Below are 18,714 nucleotides of genomic sequence, written 5' to 3'. Positions count from 1 at the left end.
AAAAAAAAAAAAAACATTAGTAATTAAAATTTTATTATTAAGAAGAAATTAAACGTATAAAATATTGTATAATTATTACAACAAGCTAAAGCATTAGATATTTTCTAAGAAAATTAGTACGTATTAATAATAAAAAAAGCCAGCTAAAAGCTGGCTTTTTTTATTATTAATACAAATCTTAACTAAAACCCAAACTACCTATTACAATACAATTTGTTGTTTAATTTTGTAGCTTTTAAAAACTCACTATCAGCGGTATGCTAAAAAAAATACTTAAAAAAATAATGGTAACAATATTTACAATACTTATAGCATTAGTAATAGCCTATTTTTTATTTACTAATTTTTACCCAACATTTGGTGGTGATATTACCAAAGAGCGTAAAGAAATTTATAAAAAATCTGCTCAATACAAAAACAGCAAGTTTAACAACACTTTACCTGTACCCAAAGATTTAAGTTTTACACAAACACTATCATTAGCCTACAAATTTTTTACAACTAAAGTACCTGATGCTAGACCTAAAAAAGACTTAAATGTAAAAACAGTAGACTCTGTTGATATTGCAAATTACAACAAAGAATCTCGACTTTTTTGGTATGGTCACTCTTCTTTTCTATTACAAATTGAAGGTAAAAACATTCTTTTAGACCCAATGTTAGGTAAAGTTGCTGCTCCACATCCATTAATGGGGGCTAATAGATTTAATTCTAAATTCCCTATAGCATTAGAACAGCTTAATAAAATTGATGCTGTATTGTTTTCGCACGATCATTATGATCATTTAGATTATGAAACCATTTTAAAAATTAAAGACAAAGCCAAACACTTTTATGTACCGTTAGGTGTAGGTGTACATTTAGAAGCTTGGGGCGTAGCAAAAGATAAGATTACAGAATTAGATTGGTGGCAAAACACAAAACTAGACAACTTAACTTTTGTTTGTACTCCAGCACAACATTTCTCTGGACGTAAACTTAACAACAGCCAAAGCACACTTTGGAGCTCTTGGGTAATAAAATCTAAACAAGATAACATTTACTTTAGTGGGGATAGTGGCTACTCCCCACACTTTAAAGAAATTGGAGATAAATACGGCCCTTTTGATATTGCCCTAATGGAATGCGGACAATACAACCAAATGTGGGCAGATATACATATGATGCCCGAAGAAACCGCACAAGCGGGCGTAGATGTGCAAGCCAAAAAAATTGTCCCGATACACTGGGCTGGCTTTAAATTAGCTTTACATAGCTGGACAGATCCTGTTACACGTGTAAAAGCAAAAGCTCTAGAATTAAACTTAGAGGTTCTAACCCCAGAAATTGGAGATGAAATTATAATAAAAGACGCTGTAAACAAAAGCACTAATTGGTGGGAGAACTATTAAAAATAATTACGTACTTATATAATTAAGACAGTACTCTGGCCAATTTTTTACCCAATAAAGAGTTTAGGTTTAGATAATTCATTATTTCTTGTAAAATTTCTGAATTATCTAGGCTTGGATCTTGAGTTTTTTCTTGCAGTTCTCCAATTCTCCTTTTTATAAGGTAACAGCGTAAAGTTAAAATGGTTTCACTAACCAACTGACCTATACTTACAGATTTTTCTTTAGGATATATTTCTTTACGCTCCCAATCATGTAAAATATATTTTTCTTCTTCCATTAAAATAGAAGAAATTTCGGAGACTAAATCTTGATCTAAACCACCAATAAACTTATTTGCCTCAAAATGTTCCTTTTCGTTTAGGTTCTCTATAAGCTTATAATAAATATCTCTAAACTTAGCATTAGTAAGCTCTATTTCATCTTCCTGTAAATCCAAATATATTTTCTCAAAAACACGCGCCTCTACAGTTTCTTTTTCTAAAATAAGTTCTCCTTTATCATCTTCTTTTAGTAGCAAATCATCAAACTGCTGAGTAGTATCCCCGTAAAGTAAAAGCAATTCTATTATCTTTTTTTCTAAAACATATTGTACATCTAACTTTTCTTGTACAACCTCATTTTTTACTACCTGAAAAGGTTTTTGCTCTTCTTTTTGTTTTTTAACCTCGTCTGCAATCTCCTTTTTACCTATCTGCGCTAACGTATTAAATAGTACAGATTCTGAAATATTCATTAACTGCGCGCACTCTTGTATGTAAATTTCTTTCTTAATCCTGTCTGGTATTTTAGAAATACTATTTACAATATCACGTACAGTTTCTGCTTTTTTTATTGGGTCGTTAGCTGTTTCTTTAATTAATAAGGAAGCTTTAAACTGTATAAAATCTTTAGAGTTACTTTCTAAATATTGATGAACTTCTTCTAAAGAGTTGTTTTTAGAAAAACTGTCTGGGTCTTCACCTTCAGGAAAAGTACAAACCCTAACATTCATACCCTGTTCAAGAATTAAATCTATACCTCGTAATGATGCTCGCAAGCCAGCCGCATCACCATCAAACAAAACAGTAATATTTTTTGTTAGTCTATTTATAAGTCTTATTTGGTCTGGAGTAAGTGCGGTACCACTAGAAGCAACAACGTTGTGTATACCTCTTTGATGAAATTGAATAACATCTGTATAACCTTCTACCAAATAACAATTGTCTTCTTTAGCTATAGACTGCTTAGCGTGGTAAATGCCATAAAGCACTTTACTTTTATGGTAAATATCACTCTCTGGAGAGTTTAAGTATTTAGCCGCTTTTTTATCGTTAGTTAAAATACGCCCCCCAAAACCTAACACTCTACCGCTCATAGACTGTATAGGGAACATTACGCGGCCTTTAAACCTATCAAACTTTCTGGCCTCTTTTCCTTCTTGCTGCTTAACAATTGTTAAACCTGTTTTTTCTAAATACTCTAACTTATACCCTTTATCTAAGGCAGTATTTGTAAAAGAGTCCCACTGATCTAAACAATAACCAAGACTAAACTTTTTAATGGTTTCATCTGTAAAACCGCGCTCTTTAAAATAACTTAGACCTATAGCCTTACCCAACTCACGTTCCCACAAAACTTCAGAAAAGTATTTTTGAGCATACTCAGACACCAAGTACATACTCTCTTTTTCATTTGCCTGCTCTTTTTGCTCATCAGTACGTTCGGTTTCTTCTATTTCTATATTATACTTTTTAGCCAAGTACTTTATAGCCTCTGGATACGTAAAATGTTCATGCTCCATTAAAAAAGCAACCACATTACCACCTTTTCCACTACTAAAATCCTTCCAAATTTGTTTTACAGGAGATACCATAAAACTTGGTGAACGCTCATCTGTAAACGGACTCAAACCTTTAAAGTTGGTACCTGATTTTTTTAACTGTACAAAATCGCCAATTACCTCCTCTAAACGAGCAGTTTCATAAACTTGGTCTATAGTAGATTTAGAAATCAATTTTTAAAAAATTTTAAATAAGAGGGTAAATATAATGAAACTAAATATCAAAAAAATAAACTATTCTAAAATAAGTGTTTTTACCGTTACCCCTGTTTTCAGGGTGTGTATTTAGGCTAGCCAAAGGGTAATTTAAATTCTATAATGGCCGCACCTTTGTAACATCAAAATTAAATAAACCAATATTAATCTAAAAAAAAATTAAAAATTATGAGCTGGGGAATTTCTTTAATATTATTAAGCATTTTAGCAGTACCGTCTTTATTACTTTCTAAAAAACCAAATGCAAAAGAACTACTAGAAAAAATTGAACCTTACCAAGGTTGGATTGGAATGGTGTTTTGCTTTTGGGGAATTTGGGGTATAGTTAGTGCTATTTTAACTATAGGCTGGTTAAGTACTTGGCCTATATTATGGATTACTTACTTAGTAGGTAACATTGTTACAGCTGCTTTAGGATTTATGTTAGGGTACGGACTAATTAACAAGTATGTATTATCTAAAAACGAAGCTGCCAAAGCAAAAGCTGAAGAAATGAGAGCTAAAATTGCTCCTAAACAAGGAAAATTAGGTTTAGTAGGACTTATATTGGGTGCTTGGATGATTGTTTCATCATTCTTATACGTGGTAGTCTAATAAAATTAACAATACTTATTTGGTTGATAAGGGTAAGAATCTTGACTAGTTTAAATTGTCTCCATAGTTTCCACTAGCTCAAGATTCTTCATTTATTTAAAAAATTTAAGTAAAAAGTCCTAAGCGCAATTGCTTAGGACTTTTTTTTATGTTAATTAATTTACAAATCAAAACGCAAGCCAACAGAAATATTGTGTTGTTCTACTAACGCATCTTTAAATATTGGGTTTAAATCGTACTTAACATACAAGACAGTTTCTCCAAAACCAGCATAAGCACTTAAACCATAAATTAGATCTGATGTATTGTAGTCTCTCTTAAACTTATCTTTTACTTTTTCCCCATCTTCTTTATATTTAAGTTTTTGGCGAGTTCCAATATTAAATCCTCCATAAGCTCCAACTCCAATTCTTAATTTTTTATCCAAATAATAACGTAAAGTTTCCTCTGTTTCTTCTTTAGTAGATGGCCCAAACTCAAAATGTACAGGAAATACCAAGTTATCCATTCTAAGCTTTGCTTTGTCTAAATTAAAATCAAACTCCTGCAACTCTGTTTGTTTTCCGTTCTCTACAAAATATAAGTTATCATCTAATTTAAGACCATTAAACTGAAAAGAAAAACCGTAATGTAAACGTACAGCATTAGAATTTTTAAACAGTCTTGTTTTCCAATTAATTCCTATTTCAAAAAAACGACTACCACCTATTTTATAAGGAGAATCATCTAAAGATTGGCCATCTATAATTGCATTGTTTAAACCAACAGCCATTACAAGTTCAGACACAGTTCTAACATCATACTTAACTTCTTGCTTTTTTGTTTCACTGTAAAAAATAGATTTATCGTTAAATTTTATATCAAATACATCCATTTCAAATTTAGCACCTAAAGAGTCTAGAGCCACAACTTTGTCTGTACCATTACGCTGTAACAGTGCTATTTTATTATCTAAAATAGCTACCCTATTCTCTATATTTAAAGCTCTATTTTTAGCAGCTTCTGTTTTTAAATTTTGAGCTTCTTCAGCTGTGATTTCGTTTTTATTTAAACGCTTGGTTATAGCTTCTATTTCAGCTTTTAGAGCATCTTTTTCATAAATTCTAATTTGCTCTTTTTCTTTTAGTAAAAGATCTATTTTAGACTTAATTTCTTCTTGAGCAAATGAGATTTGCACACAAAAAACCGATATAATTAATAAAATGTAGTGTGTAGTTTTTTTCATAATAATTAAATTTTAGATGTGTTTTATTATTCCTCTAGCATATTGAGCACAATATGCCAGAAGAAAACCATAAAACTCTGATTGATGAATGTTTATTTGTTAGTTAGCACGTGCAGCCACCGCAGTTTTTAATTTTAGATAGCGTTGTTTAAGATTGTCAAAAATTTTATCTCTAAAACTCACGTCTAGTTCGTTTTCTGCCTCTATTAATAAAGCCATAGCGTCTATAGATATCCCTGCATTAATTGCTTTTTCTGCTAAAATTTCTTGTTGCGCATTACGTAATAAAGAGTCTACTTCTGCATCTGTTACAGCAACATTATTCTCTTCTAACAAGGCTAGTTTTTCTATAACAACATTAAGTTTAGCATCTATTAACTTTTTTTCTGGTTCTGCTAATTTTAGCTCCTTTGTATTGTTTTGTTGCACCGCAACCTCTGTATTTTGTTTTAGTGGATTTTCTTTAATGGTTAATTTAGAATTTTGTTTTGTTACAACTTCCTTTATCAGGTTTTTATTTTCTTCTTTTGATGTAACAATAGTTGCATTTTGCTCTTTTAAACTTGTATTTGCTTTTAAAATTGATTCTTTTTTAGAATTAATCTTATCTACGTCTACCACTTGCGGGGTATTTACATCTGTTTGTGCGGTGTTAAAAAACCAAACAGAAGCTATTAACAAACCAATTAAACAAGCAGCAATAGCAAAATATGCTGGTTTTTTACTTTTTTGTTTTATTGGTTGGCTTTCCAAACCCGCAGCAATTTTAGACCAAGCCTTACTAGAAGGGGCAATTTCTCTACCTTCTAGTTTTTCTTTTAAATGTTCTTCAAATTTTAAAGGTGCCATTGTATTATTTTTTTTAAGATTCTATTGTAACAGAATCTGCTTTTTTAATTTTTTCTAATTTCTCTTGTAACATTTTTCTAGCCTTAAACAACTGAGATCTTGATGTATTTTCTGAAATACCCAATTGCTCTGCAATTTCAAAATGTTTATACCCTTCAATAGCATACATTACAAATACTATTTTATAACCTTCTGGTAAAGCATCTATTAACAACTGTACTTGCTCTATATCTAAATCTGGCGTACTAGTTATATGTTTAGGTGCAGAACGCTCATATACTTCGTCATCAAAAACAATGTGCTGTTTTTTACGCAAGTAAGTTATACATTCCCTTACCATTATTCTACGAACCCAACCTTCAAAACTACCCTCAAACTTAAACGTATCTAAATATTTAAATACCTTTAAAAAAGCGCCTACCATTACATCTTCTGCAAACTGTAAGTCTTTTATATACTGCCGGCAAACACTTAGCATTTTTGGCGCATATTTATTATACAAGCGCTCTTGAGCATCCCTGTCTTCTGCAGCGGCCTTTTTTATAAGGGTATTCTCGTTTTTGTAAAGTTTAATAATTTTCACAGTAATGGTGTTCTATAAGTATAGACAACAAACACTACTGTAACGTTGCCCAGAAAATAAATTTATTTTAAAATAAATCACAACGCTCTGATTTTTAAAGTAATAAAGTTATTATTTTTTTCTATCTACAACGTAATTTACCATTAGTTCTAGCGAACTTTTATAGTCAGACTCTGGATATTTATTTAATAAAGTAAGAGCTTCTGTTTTAAAAGATAACATTTTTTGTTCTGCGTATGCCAATCCTCCGCTTTCTTTTACAAAGTTTATAACCTCTTTAACTCGCTTTTTGTCTTTATTGTGCTTTTTAACAGAGTTTATTAGCCAACTTTTTTCTTTTTTTGTGCAGTTATTAAGCGTATATATTAAAGGAAGCGTCATTTTTTGTTCTTTAATATCTATACCAGTTGGCTTGCCAATGGCTTCATCACCATAGTCAAACAAATCATCTTTAATTTGAAAAGCCATACCTATAAGTTCCCCAAATTTTCTGAATATCTCTACATCATCAGAATCTGGATTAACAGAGCAAGCCCCCAAGCTGCAACAAGCTGCAATTAAGGTAGCTGTTTTTTGCCTAATTATTTCGTAGTAAACCTCTTCGGTAATATCTAGTTTACGTGCTTTTTCAATTTGCAGCAATTCTCCCTCACTCATCTCTCGCACTGCTACTGAAATTATTTTAAGAAGATCAAAATCTCCATTATCTATAGAAAGCAGCAATCCTTTAGACAATAAAAAATCACCAACAAGTACAGCTATTTTATTTTTCCAAAGTGCATTTACAGAGAAAAAGCCACGACGCTTGTTACTGTCATCTACAACATCATCATGAACTAACGTGGCAGTATGTATTAGCTCTATAACAGATGCACCTCTATAAGTACGCTCATTAACCTTGCCACCAGACACCAATTTTGCTGTTAAAAAAACAAACATTGGCCGCATTTGTTTCCCTTTTCTGTTTACAATATAATAAGTAATTCTATTTAATAAGGCAACCTTAGAAGACATAGAGGCGTGAAACTTTTTCTCAAAAAGTTCCATTTCTTTATTTACAGGGTCCTTAATTTGTGCTACAATTTTCAAAAAAGCAATTCGTTAAATTTGGAAAGGTAAAAGTAATTAAATTATTAGATTTCAAGGCAATGATTTACGTTTTAGTAATATTATTACCTACCCCTGAAAACAGGGGTAAAATTTTCCCTACAAATAGGTCTATTTGTTTTCTTAATTAACGCCATCTTTGCTGTGTTATTATTAACAAAAAACAATTAATAAATCACACTTAAGATGAAAAAAAATCTATTTGTAGCAGCAATGTTACTTTTTAGCTGTAGCGCAATTGTAAATGCTCAGAAACTGAAAAAATTTGGAAGTTCTGTTGAAAAGAAAATAGGACCAAAAACAATTAAAGTACCTTACACAGACAACATTAGCTACTTAGGTTATGCTAGTCCTGGTAACGAAGATGAAGTAAAAGACAACAAAAAGTTTTACTACATATACGTTTGGGTGCCATTAGCTGCTCCTGAATTAGGGGTAAGAATGGTTTCTCCTGCCAATGGCGATAAAATTAAAAACGCTGTAAAATCTGCAGATTTTGACGAGCACGCTTCTACAAAAGACTTTTTTGACACATATATTACGTTAGAAAGATCTGATATTGTATCTGCTGCAAATGTAACTACAGAAGGTGCCAAAAGTGCAAACTGGGTTACTTTAGCTTCTAATGACGACACGTCTGAGTTACCTAAGCAACCAAGTGGCAGCAGTTACAACTCTTTATTACGTTACAAAAGCGAAGTAAGTAACCCTACTAAAGCCTTAACTGCTGGTTTATACCGAGTTGGTTTTACTACGTACAAAAGAGGCGAAGTTAAAGGAACATTTTTAGCTGAAGTTGCTGCTCCTATTAAAATACCTGGAGTTGTTATGGCCAAAACTATTGATGAGTTAAAAGCTCAAATGAAATAAAAAAAACATTGTGGTTAATGTGTTTTTTTAGTTAAAGGCGGGTGATTTATTTTCACCTGCCTTTTTTAGCTTTTATTTGCTAATTGCCCGCAAGCTGCATCTATATCTTTACCTCTAGAGCGCCTTACGGTAACTGTAATACCATTTCGCTCTAATGTTGCCACATACATATCTATAGCGTTGTTATTTGCTTGCTGAAACTCTCCATCATCTATAGGGTTATACTCTATTAAATTAACTTTAGACGGTGCAAACTTGCAAAAATCTACCAAAGCATTGGCATCATTTTGTGTATCATTAATACCATCCCAGACCACATATTCATAGGTAATTCTGCTTTTTGTTTTAGCGTACCAATACTGCAACGCCTCCCTTAAATCTTTTAAAGGAAATGTGGCATTAAAAGGCATAATAGATGTTCTTATTTCATCTACTGCAGAATGTAAAGACACGGCTAGTTTAAATTTCACCTCATCATCTGCCATTTTTTTAATCATTTTAGGAACACCAGATGTAGACACTGTTATTCTCTTAGGAGACATTGCTAAACCCTCTGCAGAGGTAATTTTATCTATAGCTTTTAGAACATTATTGTAATTCATTAATGGCTCTCCCATACCCATAAATACAATATTGCTTAATTTACGATCAAAATACAATCTACTTTCGTTATCTATAGCAACTACTTGATCATAAATTTCATCTGGATTTAAGTTTCGCATACGCTTTAACCTAGATGTTGCACAAAACCTACAATCTAAACTACAACCTACTTGACTAGATACACAGGCTGTTGTTCTTGTTTTTGTTGGTATTAAAACCGACTCTACAATTAAACCGTCATGCAGTTGTACAGCGTTTTTTATAGTTCCATCACTACTACGCTGCATTTGATCTACTTTTATGTGGTTTATTACAAAGTTAGCATTTAACAGCTGCCTTGTTTCTTTAGATACATTTGTCATAGCATCAAAAGAGTGTGCCCCCTTTTGCCATAACCATTCGTATACTTGGTTACCTCTAAAGGCTTTATCTCCTTGAGCTACAAAAAATGCTCTAATTTGTTCCTTAGTTAAGGCTCTTATGTCTTTTTTCTTAATTTTTTCCACAGTACTAAAGGTAGTAGATAAAAGTTAATCCCGCCAAATTCTATAAAAATAGAAAACTGACGGGATTTTATTTGTTTGTATTAAAATACCAATTAAATAATTAGCATTGCATCTCCGTAAGAGTAAAATTTATAGCTTTCTAAAATTGCCTCCTTGTATGCTTTTTTCATAAGGTCATGACCTATAAAAGCAGAAATCATCATTAACAATGTAGATTTTGGTAAGTGAAAGTTTGTTACCATACAGTTGGCAATACTAAAATCATAAGGAGGAAAAATAAATTTATTTGTCCATCCTTCATATGTATTTAAGCGACCGTTAGATGAAACAGCACTTTCTAAACCACGCATAGCAGTTGTACCTACGGCACAAATTCTACGTTTATTATCTATAGCTGCGTTTACTACTTCTGTAGCTTTTTCATCTATAATTAATTCTTCACTATCCATTTTGTGTTTAGATAAATCCTCTACCTCTACTGGGTTAAAGGTACCTAAACCAACATGTAATGTTAATTCTGCAAAATCTACTCCTTTAATTTCTAGTCTTTTTAATAAGTGTTTAGAAAAGTGCAAACCTGCAGTTGGTGCAGCTACAGCACCTTCGTGCTTAGCGTAAATTGTTTGGTATCTGTCTTCATCAGATTCCTCTACATCTCTTTTAATGTATTTAGGTAATGGTGTTTCTCCTAAATCTTTTAGTTTTTGTCTAAAGTCTGTATAAGAACCGTCATATAAAAAACGTAAAGTTCTACCTCTAGATGTAGTATTGTCTATAACCTCAGCCACTAGAGTTTCATCATCACCAAAATATAATTTGTTCCCTATTCTTATTTTACGTGCAGGATCTACTAAAACATCCCATAAACGTTGTTCTGCATTTAACTCACGTAACAAAAACACTTCAATTCTTGCCCCTGTTTTTTCTTTATTACCATACAAACGAGCAGGAAAAACTTTTGTATTGTTTAAAACCATTACATCACCTTCATCAAAATAATTGATAAGGTCTTTAAACATTTTGTGTTCAATTTTTCCGGTTTCTCTATGTATTACCATCAATTTAGCTTCATCCCTGTGTTCTGAAGGGTACTCGGCTAACAAATTGTCTGGAAGTTCAAAATTAAAGCTAGATAATTTCATTTAATATTTTTTATGATGTTAACGGTTATACATAACCTCTGAAAATTAAAAACGATATTATTTTATGCTAATAAAAAAGCACCCAACGTTTTACGGTTTAGTGCATATTTTTTAATTTTCCTTTTATGCGATTGCAAATATACTACGCTACAATAGGCGTTGTCAAGTAAAACACCAATTAAATAACAATTTAGCTATAATTAAGCTTCTTTAATACCAAATTGAAGCTGTTTTAGGTCTGTCCAGAAATCTGGGTATGATTTAGACACCACGCCAGCATCATTTATAAATAGTGTTGTTTTTAGAGCTAATGGAGCAAACGCCATTCCCATTCTATGATCATTATAGGTATCTATAGGAATATTTTTATTAATTTTTGTTGTTGGTGTAATGGTTAGTGTTTTATCTGTAACTGTTATTGCGGCTCCTAATTTTGTCAGTTCTGTTTTTAAAGCCTCTAACCTGTCTGTTTCTTTAATTTTAAGTGTGTGTAAACCTGTTAAATGGCAACCTAGTCCTAAACCAAAAACCGTAACCGCAATGGTTTGTGCTATATCTGGCGCATTACTTAGGTCTGTTGTAATTTTTTGTTCTTGGTTATCTGTTACCTTTTTTAAAACCACTTTATTGTTTAAAAATGTAGTTTCTACACCAAAATCTTTATAAATTTCTTGTAACACGCTATCTCCTTGTAAGCTGTCTTTTTTATATGCAGATAATGATATCTCTGTACCAACAGAAGACATAGCAACAATACTGTAATAATATGATGCCGAGCTCCAGTCTGATTCTACTACCAGTGTTGTATCATTTACTGCTTTTTTAGGAGATACTTTTATTATGTTACCCTCAAAAGAGTTTTCTACCCCTATTTTAGTTAGTAAAGCCAAGGTCATTTTAATATAAGGCACAGAAGTGATTTTACCTACCAACTCTAATTCTAATCCATTATCTAAACTTGGAGCAGTTAGCAATAATGAAGAAATATACTGGCTACTTATATTTGCTGGCAAACTTACTTTATTAGCCGTTATTTTTTTTCCTTTTATATGTAGTGGAGGATAACCGTTGTTTTCTAAATAAGTAATATCTGCCCCTAAAGACTTAAGCGCATCTACTAAAACACCAATAGGTCTCTCGGTCATACGTTTAGACCCGGTAAGTACCACTTCTTTACCATTTTGGCAAGAAAAATATGTTGTTAAAAAACGCATTGCTGTACCAGCATGATGTATATCTACTTCTCCTTTAGACACCTTAATTCCTTTTTGCATAACAACTGCATCATCAGAATTAGAAAGGTTTTCTATTTTTATATTCGGATATAATGCTTGTAATAACAATAGACGGTTAGACTCGCTTTTGCTTCCTGTTATTTTAATAGCAGAATTTAGAGTTTTATTTTCTGGTGCTGATAAATGTAATTTCAATGTAAAGGTATTTTAGTGGTTTGTACAACCAGATTATTTTAATTTTTGATTGTTGTGATGACGATCATGATCTCTTTTAGTTTTAAGATCTAATTTTTTATCAAAAGCATCTTGCAAATTTATACCTGTTTGGTTGGCAAGACACAGAACAACAAACATAACATCTGCTAGTTCTTCACCTAAATCTTTGTTTTTATCAGATTCCTTTTCACTTTGTTCTCCATACCTACGCGCAATAATACGTGCCACCTCACCTACTTCTTCTGTAAGCTGTGCCATATTTGTAAGCTCATTAAAATAGCGTACTCCATGTTCTTTAATCCAATTATCTACGGCTTGTTGTGCGTTTTGAATGTTCATTATACTTTTGTTAATACAACCTTTTCGTTCTCCTTCTCTATTAAAATTTTATAATAGTTTTTAATAGCCTCGTAATACGATGGTGTTATAATTGCTTTATTAATAGACTCAATAACTAATAAATGAATCTGATTATTTTTTTCAGTAATTTTATACCTAAAAGATCCTAATTGCTCTGGAAGAGCAATACTTTTAACCTCTGGCAGTGTCTCTACTTTGTACCCTTCAGGAAGCTCTATAATAATTCTATAGGTGGTTTCTGATGGGTAACTAAAATCTATAGGGTAGCTCCTTTTATCTAATTTAAAAGGGTTACTTTTAGACCTATAAAAAAACATTGGTGAAAAATAAATTTTATCGCCAATAATATCTGCCTGACTCTCTTTTACAAATTTATAACTTTCAGAGATTGGTTTACCTAAATCTAAGCTATTTTTTACTTCAAAATCAGATATTTCTAAATCTAAAGACTTTTCTATCTTTTCTATATAGCTATCTTCATCAGACTCATTATAATTATTGCGGTATATTCTAGCATTGTGCAGTTTAGCTAGCCTTCTAAATGACCCAGATAAATCTCCATTTTCTCCTAATTTGGTTGTCATCATTATTGTTCTAGAAGATTGTTGGTTAGGATACAAACTTATTGTAGATGATTGCCCATCCTTATTAATAATTCTACCTTCCCAATTTAGAGTTCTGGTTGGCAACACGTTTGGCATACTATACATACTAGTGGCATCTAATAATACAACACCCTCCCCTGTATCTATTGCAGATATTACGTAATTATAACCTTCTCTTGTTGGAAAAAGAGGAATACCATTACCTCTAGTGCTTATTAACACGGGATTAGCATTTACCCCAGCATACCTTAACATAGAGGTTAGCATTAAATTAATATCTGCTACATTACCTACATTTTCTTTATATGCCTTACGCACGCCATTATAGGTATATTTACCATATATACCATTCCATTTTACTTTACTTTTTACAAAATTATATATTAACGCAGATTTTTGCATAGGGTCTGATACTGCGCCAACTAAAGCGTCTATGTCCTGATTGTAATAACCTGTTTTATTTAATTCTGCTCCAAAATTTGGACTTGTATATATTGTTTTTACTACATCTTTCCAGGTTCTGGAGTAATATTTAGGTATACTATTTGGGTATTGTACGTAAGAAAGCTCATATTTTACAGCTGCTCTATAATTATTTATATTATTAATGTAAGGCTCTTCTTTTAATGCTGGAATGTTTGATAAATCATACACGTGTTTGTTCTCAAAAAAATCTATTTTATCATTATTAAAAGTAGTACCCACTACTCTTGATGACATACTAGACCTAGTTTTGCTTTTTATATTTAAACTAGAGTTTTCTCTAGTTATTTTGGGATATATACCCAAATAGCCTTTTGAGTTTAACTTATAATTAAAATATTCTGGAGAAGAAAAACTAGACTCTAATTTATTTACCGGTATACTATGCTGAAACACAAACTCATCTACATTAAAAATAAAAGGAGAATTAATTTTGTATTTAAATTCTATTACACTACCATCTTTAATGTTTGGCATTGTAAACTTTGTTTGATCGTAGTATTCAGACACTTCAGACTCAAAAATCCCATCTTTTTTTAGTTTTGACTCTTCAATTTTACCATCTACTATATTGTAAGTAACAGCCTTTAAACCAATTATATTTTCTCTGTTACCTTGCGATGCCTTATAAAGTGGTATTGCTTTAGTGGCAAAATCATACCCTTCTTTATTATAAATTTTTATTCTCTCATAAACTTCAGTTACTAATTCAAAACCGCTGTTATCTAAATATCTAAAATAACATTTTTTACTTTTATATAAATATGTTGCACTTGCTGCTGAATCTATTGGGTGACTTTTTTCTTTTAACTCCTCTAATGAAACTTTACCAAAAGAAAAATCTTGAGCGGTAATAAGGTTAATAGCTAAAAAAAAGTACACTATTAAATTGCATTTTTTAATCATAATTTTGGCTTTGGGTTGTTTGGTTATGGTTTTTTATGGTTATTTTTTTACTAAAACAACTTTTGCATTATCGGTTAATGATACTTTTTTTCTAAAGTCTCGATAGTCCTTATATTTTTCTTTAGGGTAATAACCTTCTTTAATAAGTAATTTTCTTTTGTATTCTACATTTTTTAAGTCTTCTGATAACTTATAAGATACACTGTACATTCCAAATTCGTTTTCTATTAAAGTGTTATTAGGCATTGCCTCAACTTTAAAACTATTAGGCAACAAAATATTAAACTCATCTTCATCTAAATAGCCTCTTTGTATTTCTAAAGGCAACTTTCTACTTCTATACCTATCTGGCACTACATTATTTCTGTTTAGCGCATTTACTCTAAACAATAGCCTATCACCACTTACCGATGCGTAATTAGCTGCCTCCAAACTAACTTTTTCTGTAAACACAATACTGTCTCTATTATTTAAAAAATTATAATCCCCTAAAGTTAAATTGTTTATATACCTCCAATAAGACTTATAATGCTTTTTAATATCATCAAAGGGTTTTCTTTCTATACTAAACCTATCATCATATTGTATTCCCTTTGTTGTTATTATTACATCTGCAGCTATTGCGCCATTGTTAGCTAGTGTAATTAGAGCTTCTGTTTTTTGGTAATTATCTTCATTTATATAACTATCTGTTTGCACCAACTCTCCACCATTTGGTTTTATAACATGTACCATTCTACCATCTGTAAAATCTCCTAAAAAACCAAAAGGATGTATTTGAGAAGTACAATCTATCCAATAATACCTACCGTTACTTTCTACCGCCAAAATTACGTGGTTACCTTCTGCAAGAGATGCAAAATCCTTTTTAAAGCTTTCTTTATAACTACCAGCTTCTACGTGTGTATAATATGCTTTTACACCTACGGCCTGCAAAAGAGCCATTGTATAATTAGATAATCCTTTACAGTCTCCATACTTTACCCTATCTACATCTATAGCAGATATAGGTTGCATACCACCAATACCTACCTGTACGCTTATATACCTTGTATTATCTTGTACATATTTATATACTATTTTAGCTTTTTCTATATCTGACTTAGCTTCTTTAGTTAATAGTTTTATTGTATTTATTGTAGGTTCTGGCAACTTATCTCTATCTACAAGTAAATTAGAATACATCCATTTACCTAGATCTTGCCAAGTGTTTATAGAGGCGTCATAGCCTCCGTAAGTAAAATTTACAGGTCTTATTTGTAGCTGCGGAGAAATTTTAAAAAAAGCCGGACTTAAACTTTCTTTTTTTAAAGCTGGTATATTTTTTACGGTATAAGTTATTTTTCCTTTGGTAATGTCTTTTTTTACATCTAAGCCTTTTAAATTTACCTCTCTAACTTCTGGTTTAAAACTTTCCTCATCATAGGTAAATGTAATACTACTTTTTTCGGTACTTAAATAAAATTCATCTAAGAAATACCAAATTGGCAACAATTCTCCGGTATTTGATGTTGTATATTCATAAGTAAACTCTACAGTATAAGGGTAAGCAATTGGCGTATACTCTAAGTACTTAATTCTGGAATCTGAATATAACGTACTACCATCTACAGCACTAACATCTTTAAAATCTTTTTCTTTAAACTTGTCTATTTGTTTTCCAAATTGATTAAAAACCAGCGCTTGCATAGATATTAACCTACTATCCAAGTCATACCCTCTAAAAATATGTGTGGCATTACTACCGTATTTATTTAAGACGGTAACTATTCTTTTGTGTTTAATATTCATTTTAGTTTTAGAACTAATATGAATGTTCATTTCATCTAACCTTACAACTGCATTCGCATTTTTGGTTAAATTAGAATTAATTAATAAAGATTGATGAATAGTTTCTTGTGCTTCAGACAGTTGTACTGCTAAAAGCAATATAAGGCTAAAAAATATGCGCATAGGTTGGTTTTGGTTGCGGATAAAATTAAGAAAAAATCTTACAAAACCTAAAAATACAATATACGATTATTCCTTATTTTTTGTGTCTATAATAATTGTTACTGGACCATCATTAAGCAAATCTACTTTCATATCTGCCCCAAAGACACCAGTACCAACTGGCTTACCTAATACAGTTTCTAATTTTGAAACAAAAGTAGTATAAAGCGGAATTGCTACATCTGGTTTAGCCGCTTTTATGTAAGAAGGTCTATTGCCTTTTTTTGTAGCTGCATATAGTGTAAACTGGCTAACAACTATTGCGTTTCCTTTATTGTCTAAAAGAGAATTATTCATAACCCCGTCCTCATCATTAAAAATTCTGAGGTTTGCAATTTTACGAGTCAACCAATCTATATCTTCTGCTGTATCTTCTTCCTCTACTCCCAGTAAAATTAGAAGACCTACATCTATTTTAGAAATTAGTTTATTGTCTACGGTAACAATGGCTTTTGTTACCCTTTGTATTACTGCTCTCATTTTTTATCTCCGTAAATATCTTGCCTGTAATTTTCCTCATCACCCGTAATCATTTGCACATAACTTTTGTATCTGGTCCAAGCAACTTCATCATTATCTAATGCGTCTTTAACAGCACATTTTGGTTCGTCTATATGTAAGCAGTTATTAAACTTACATTCACTTTTTAAAGCAAAAAATTCAGGAAAATAATCACCTATTTCCTCTTTTTCCATATCTACAATACCAAAACCACGTATACCTGGTGTGTCTATAATTTGGGCACCAAAATCTAAATCGTACATTTCTGCAAAAGTTGTAGTATGTTGCCCTTGCATGTGCTGCTCAGATATTTCTTTGGTTTTTATATTTAACTCTTTATCTATAGTGTTTACCAAAGTAGATTTACCAACCCCAGAATGACCAGAAAACATACTTATTTTCCCTGTCATCATTTCTTTTACCTTGTCTACGTTTTTACCTGTTTTAGCAGATATACCTACACAGGTATACCCAATACTACGGTACAATGCTGCTAAATATTTTACATCTAAAAGTTCGTCTTCATCGTAAGAATCTACCTTATTAAATAATAAAACGGCAGGTATACCATAGGCTTCCGCTGTCACTAAAAAGCGATCTATAAAACTGGTAAATGTTTGCGGATTATTTAACGTTATCATTAAAAAAACCTGATCTAAATTTGCTGCAATTATATGTGTTTGCTTAGATAAGTTTACAGATTTACGTACAATATAATTTTTACGGTCTTTAATTTCTGTAATGGTAGCGTTGGTCTCATCTCCACTTTTTTCAATATCAAAAGATACCCTATCTCCTACCGCTATAGGATTTGTACTTTTTATACCTTTTATACGAAACTTACCCTTTATTCTACAGTCGTAAAATACGCCATCATCTGTTTTTACAGTATACCAACTTCCAGTAGATTTATAGACAGTTCCTATCATTATTAATTATTTATTTTACTTTGTTTTTACAAAGAAACAATATAAGTGCAACAATATGGTATTTTTTTTGTCGTTAAAAATTTTACAAACAACAAACAATTTAACAATTATGAAAAAATTATTATTTTTTGCATTTATTCTTTGCTTAACAACCGTAGACTTAACCGCTCAGCAGTTTAAAGTTATTACTAGTGTAGAATCTATTGTACCTAACGGATTAGGTAGATCTAGATTAATTTCTGCAAACGAAGAAAAAGATTACAAAGAATATACTTCTACACAAACTGAAGAAGATAACACAAGAAATAAGTCTAAAAGAGGAGACATTAGAGTTAAAGGCTTTGATGAAACTAAATTACTTAACTTTTACAACATTGGCGGAATTAGATTTCAGAACATAGCAGCTAACGATGCTATAATTACTTCTAAAATTAATGCAATGGTTAAAGAAGGCTGGGAACTTGCCTTTGTAACTAGCGCTGTAGAAAGTGAAGCTGGTAAAGGTGACGGTAAAGGTATTTTTATTACCAGATACATTTTTAAGAAAAAATAATTTCTTAACCCTTTTTATAAAATCCC

17 protein-coding genes are annotated in these 18,714 nt (G+C 31.4%); 4 read left to right on the top strand and 13 right to left on the bottom strand.

Annotated elements, in window-relative coordinates:
* Window positions 1-257 precede the first annotated feature (257 nt).
* Window positions 258-1,391: an MBL fold metallo-hydrolase gene (locus tag BFJ87_RS07550; protein WP_245799600.1), complete on the top strand. Its 1,134-nt coding sequence runs from the start codon at window positions 258-260 to the stop codon at window positions 1,389-1,391.
* Between the two features lie 22 nt (window positions 1,392-1,413).
* Here BFJ87_RS07550 and dnaG read toward each other — a convergent pair whose 3' ends face one another.
* Complete coding sequence (dnaG, locus tag BFJ87_RS07545) at window positions 1,414-3,387, bottom strand: DNA primase (RefSeq protein ID WP_077402206.1); 1,974 nt, start codon at window positions 3,385-3,387, stop codon at window positions 1,414-1,416.
* Between the two features lie 210 nt (window positions 3,388-3,597).
* Here dnaG and BFJ87_RS07540 point away from each other — a divergent pair, with 210 nt between their 5' ends.
* A complete protein-coding gene (locus BFJ87_RS07540; protein WP_077402203.1) occupies window positions 3,598-4,023 on the top strand; it encodes a hypothetical protein in 426 nt (141 codons plus the stop codon).
* A 160-nt stretch (window positions 4,024-4,183) separates the two neighbouring features.
* Here the strand turns inward: BFJ87_RS07540 and BFJ87_RS07535 are convergent, their stop codons facing one another.
* From BFJ87_RS07535 to BFJ87_RS07520, 4 genes are all read right to left on the bottom strand, one after another.
* Window positions 4,184-5,248 carry a hypothetical protein gene (locus tag BFJ87_RS07535; RefSeq protein ID WP_077402200.1) on the bottom strand — a complete coding sequence of 355 codons (1,065 nt, stop codon included), beginning with the start codon at window positions 5,246-5,248 and terminating at the stop codon, window positions 4,184-4,186.
* Window positions 5,249-5,347: 99 nt separating this feature from the next.
* Window positions 5,348-6,097: a hypothetical protein gene (locus tag BFJ87_RS07530; RefSeq protein WP_077402197.1), complete on the bottom strand. Its 750-nt coding sequence runs from the start codon at window positions 6,095-6,097 to the stop codon at window positions 5,348-5,350.
* A 13-nt stretch (window positions 6,098-6,110) separates the two neighbouring features.
* Window positions 6,111-6,680 carry an RNA polymerase sigma factor gene (locus tag BFJ87_RS07525; protein WP_077402194.1) on the bottom strand — a complete coding sequence of 190 codons (570 nt, stop codon included), beginning with the start codon at window positions 6,678-6,680 and terminating at the stop codon, window positions 6,111-6,113.
* Between the two features lie 111 nt (window positions 6,681-6,791).
* Entirely contained in the window at window positions 6,792-7,769 is a 978-nt protein-coding gene (locus tag BFJ87_RS07520) for a polyprenyl synthetase family protein (protein ID WP_077402191.1), read from the bottom strand.
* Window positions 7,770-7,973: 204 nt separating this feature from the next.
* On the opposite strand from BFJ87_RS07520, the gene BFJ87_RS07515 reads away from it, so the two are divergent.
* The gene (locus tag BFJ87_RS07515; RefSeq protein ID WP_077402188.1) at window positions 7,974-8,657 is read left to right on the top strand and encodes a Lipl32 family lipoprotein; all 684 of its coding nucleotides are present in this window, start codon (window positions 7,974-7,976) and stop codon (window positions 8,655-8,657) included.
* 65 nt (window positions 8,658-8,722) lie between these two features.
* On the opposite strand, the gene rlmN is transcribed toward BFJ87_RS07515, so the two are convergent.
* The 8 genes from rlmN to rsgA form a co-directional block, all read right to left on the bottom strand.
* Window positions 8,723-9,766 (bottom strand): dual-specificity RNA methyltransferase RlmN, encoded by a 1,044-nt coding sequence (gene rlmN / locus BFJ87_RS07510; protein WP_077402185.1) that lies wholly within the window; start codon window positions 9,764-9,766, stop codon window positions 8,723-8,725.
* 92 nt (window positions 9,767-9,858) lie between these two features.
* Window positions 9,859-10,908, bottom strand: a complete 1,050-nt coding sequence (gene queA / locus BFJ87_RS07505; protein ID WP_077402183.1) for a tRNA preQ1(34) S-adenosylmethionine ribosyltransferase-isomerase QueA — start codon at window positions 10,906-10,908, stop codon at window positions 9,859-9,861.
* A 200-nt stretch (window positions 10,909-11,108) separates the two neighbouring features.
* Window positions 11,109-12,338, bottom strand: a complete 1,230-nt coding sequence (locus BFJ87_RS07500; protein WP_077402180.1) for a 3-phosphoshikimate 1-carboxyvinyltransferase — start codon at window positions 12,336-12,338, stop codon at window positions 11,109-11,111.
* A 33-nt stretch (window positions 12,339-12,371) separates the two neighbouring features.
* Window positions 12,372-12,698: a nucleotide pyrophosphohydrolase gene (locus BFJ87_RS07495; protein ID WP_077402177.1), complete on the bottom strand. Its 327-nt coding sequence runs from the start codon at window positions 12,696-12,698 to the stop codon at window positions 12,372-12,374.
* A complete protein-coding gene (locus tag BFJ87_RS07490) occupies window positions 12,698-14,713 on the bottom strand; it encodes a transglutaminase domain-containing protein (protein WP_077402174.1) in 2,016 nt (671 codons plus the stop codon). Before BFJ87_RS07490 ends, BFJ87_RS07495 begins: the two co-directional genes overlap by 1 nt.
* 39 nt (window positions 14,714-14,752) lie before the next feature.
* On the bottom strand, window positions 14,753-16,666 hold the full coding sequence (locus tag BFJ87_RS07485; protein WP_077402171.1) for a DUF3857 domain-containing transglutaminase family protein: 1,914 nt from the start codon (window positions 16,664-16,666) through the stop codon (window positions 14,753-14,755).
* Between the two features lie 66 nt (window positions 16,667-16,732).
* Window positions 16,733-17,185: a D-aminoacyl-tRNA deacylase gene (gene dtd / locus BFJ87_RS07480; protein ID WP_077402168.1), complete on the bottom strand. Its 453-nt coding sequence runs from the start codon at window positions 17,183-17,185 to the stop codon at window positions 16,733-16,735.
* Entirely contained in the window at window positions 17,182-18,135 is a 954-nt protein-coding gene (gene rsgA / locus BFJ87_RS07475; protein WP_077402165.1) for a ribosome small subunit-dependent GTPase A, read from the bottom strand. Before rsgA ends, dtd begins: the two co-directional genes overlap by 4 nt.
* Window positions 18,136-18,244: 109 nt before the next feature.
* Between rsgA and BFJ87_RS07470 the strand changes: the two genes are divergently transcribed.
* Window positions 18,245-18,688 carry a hypothetical protein gene (locus BFJ87_RS07470; protein ID WP_077402262.1) on the top strand — a complete coding sequence of 148 codons (444 nt, stop codon included), beginning with the start codon at window positions 18,245-18,247 and terminating at the stop codon, window positions 18,686-18,688.
* Window positions 18,689-18,714 lie beyond the last annotated feature (26 nt).

Source organism: Cellulophaga omnivescoria, from assembly GCF_001999725.1.
GTDB classification, from domain to species: domain Bacteria; phylum Bacteroidota; class Bacteroidia; order Flavobacteriales; family Flavobacteriaceae; genus Cellulophaga; species Cellulophaga omnivescoria.
This window is presented reverse-complemented; position numbering and strand designations above follow the sequence as displayed.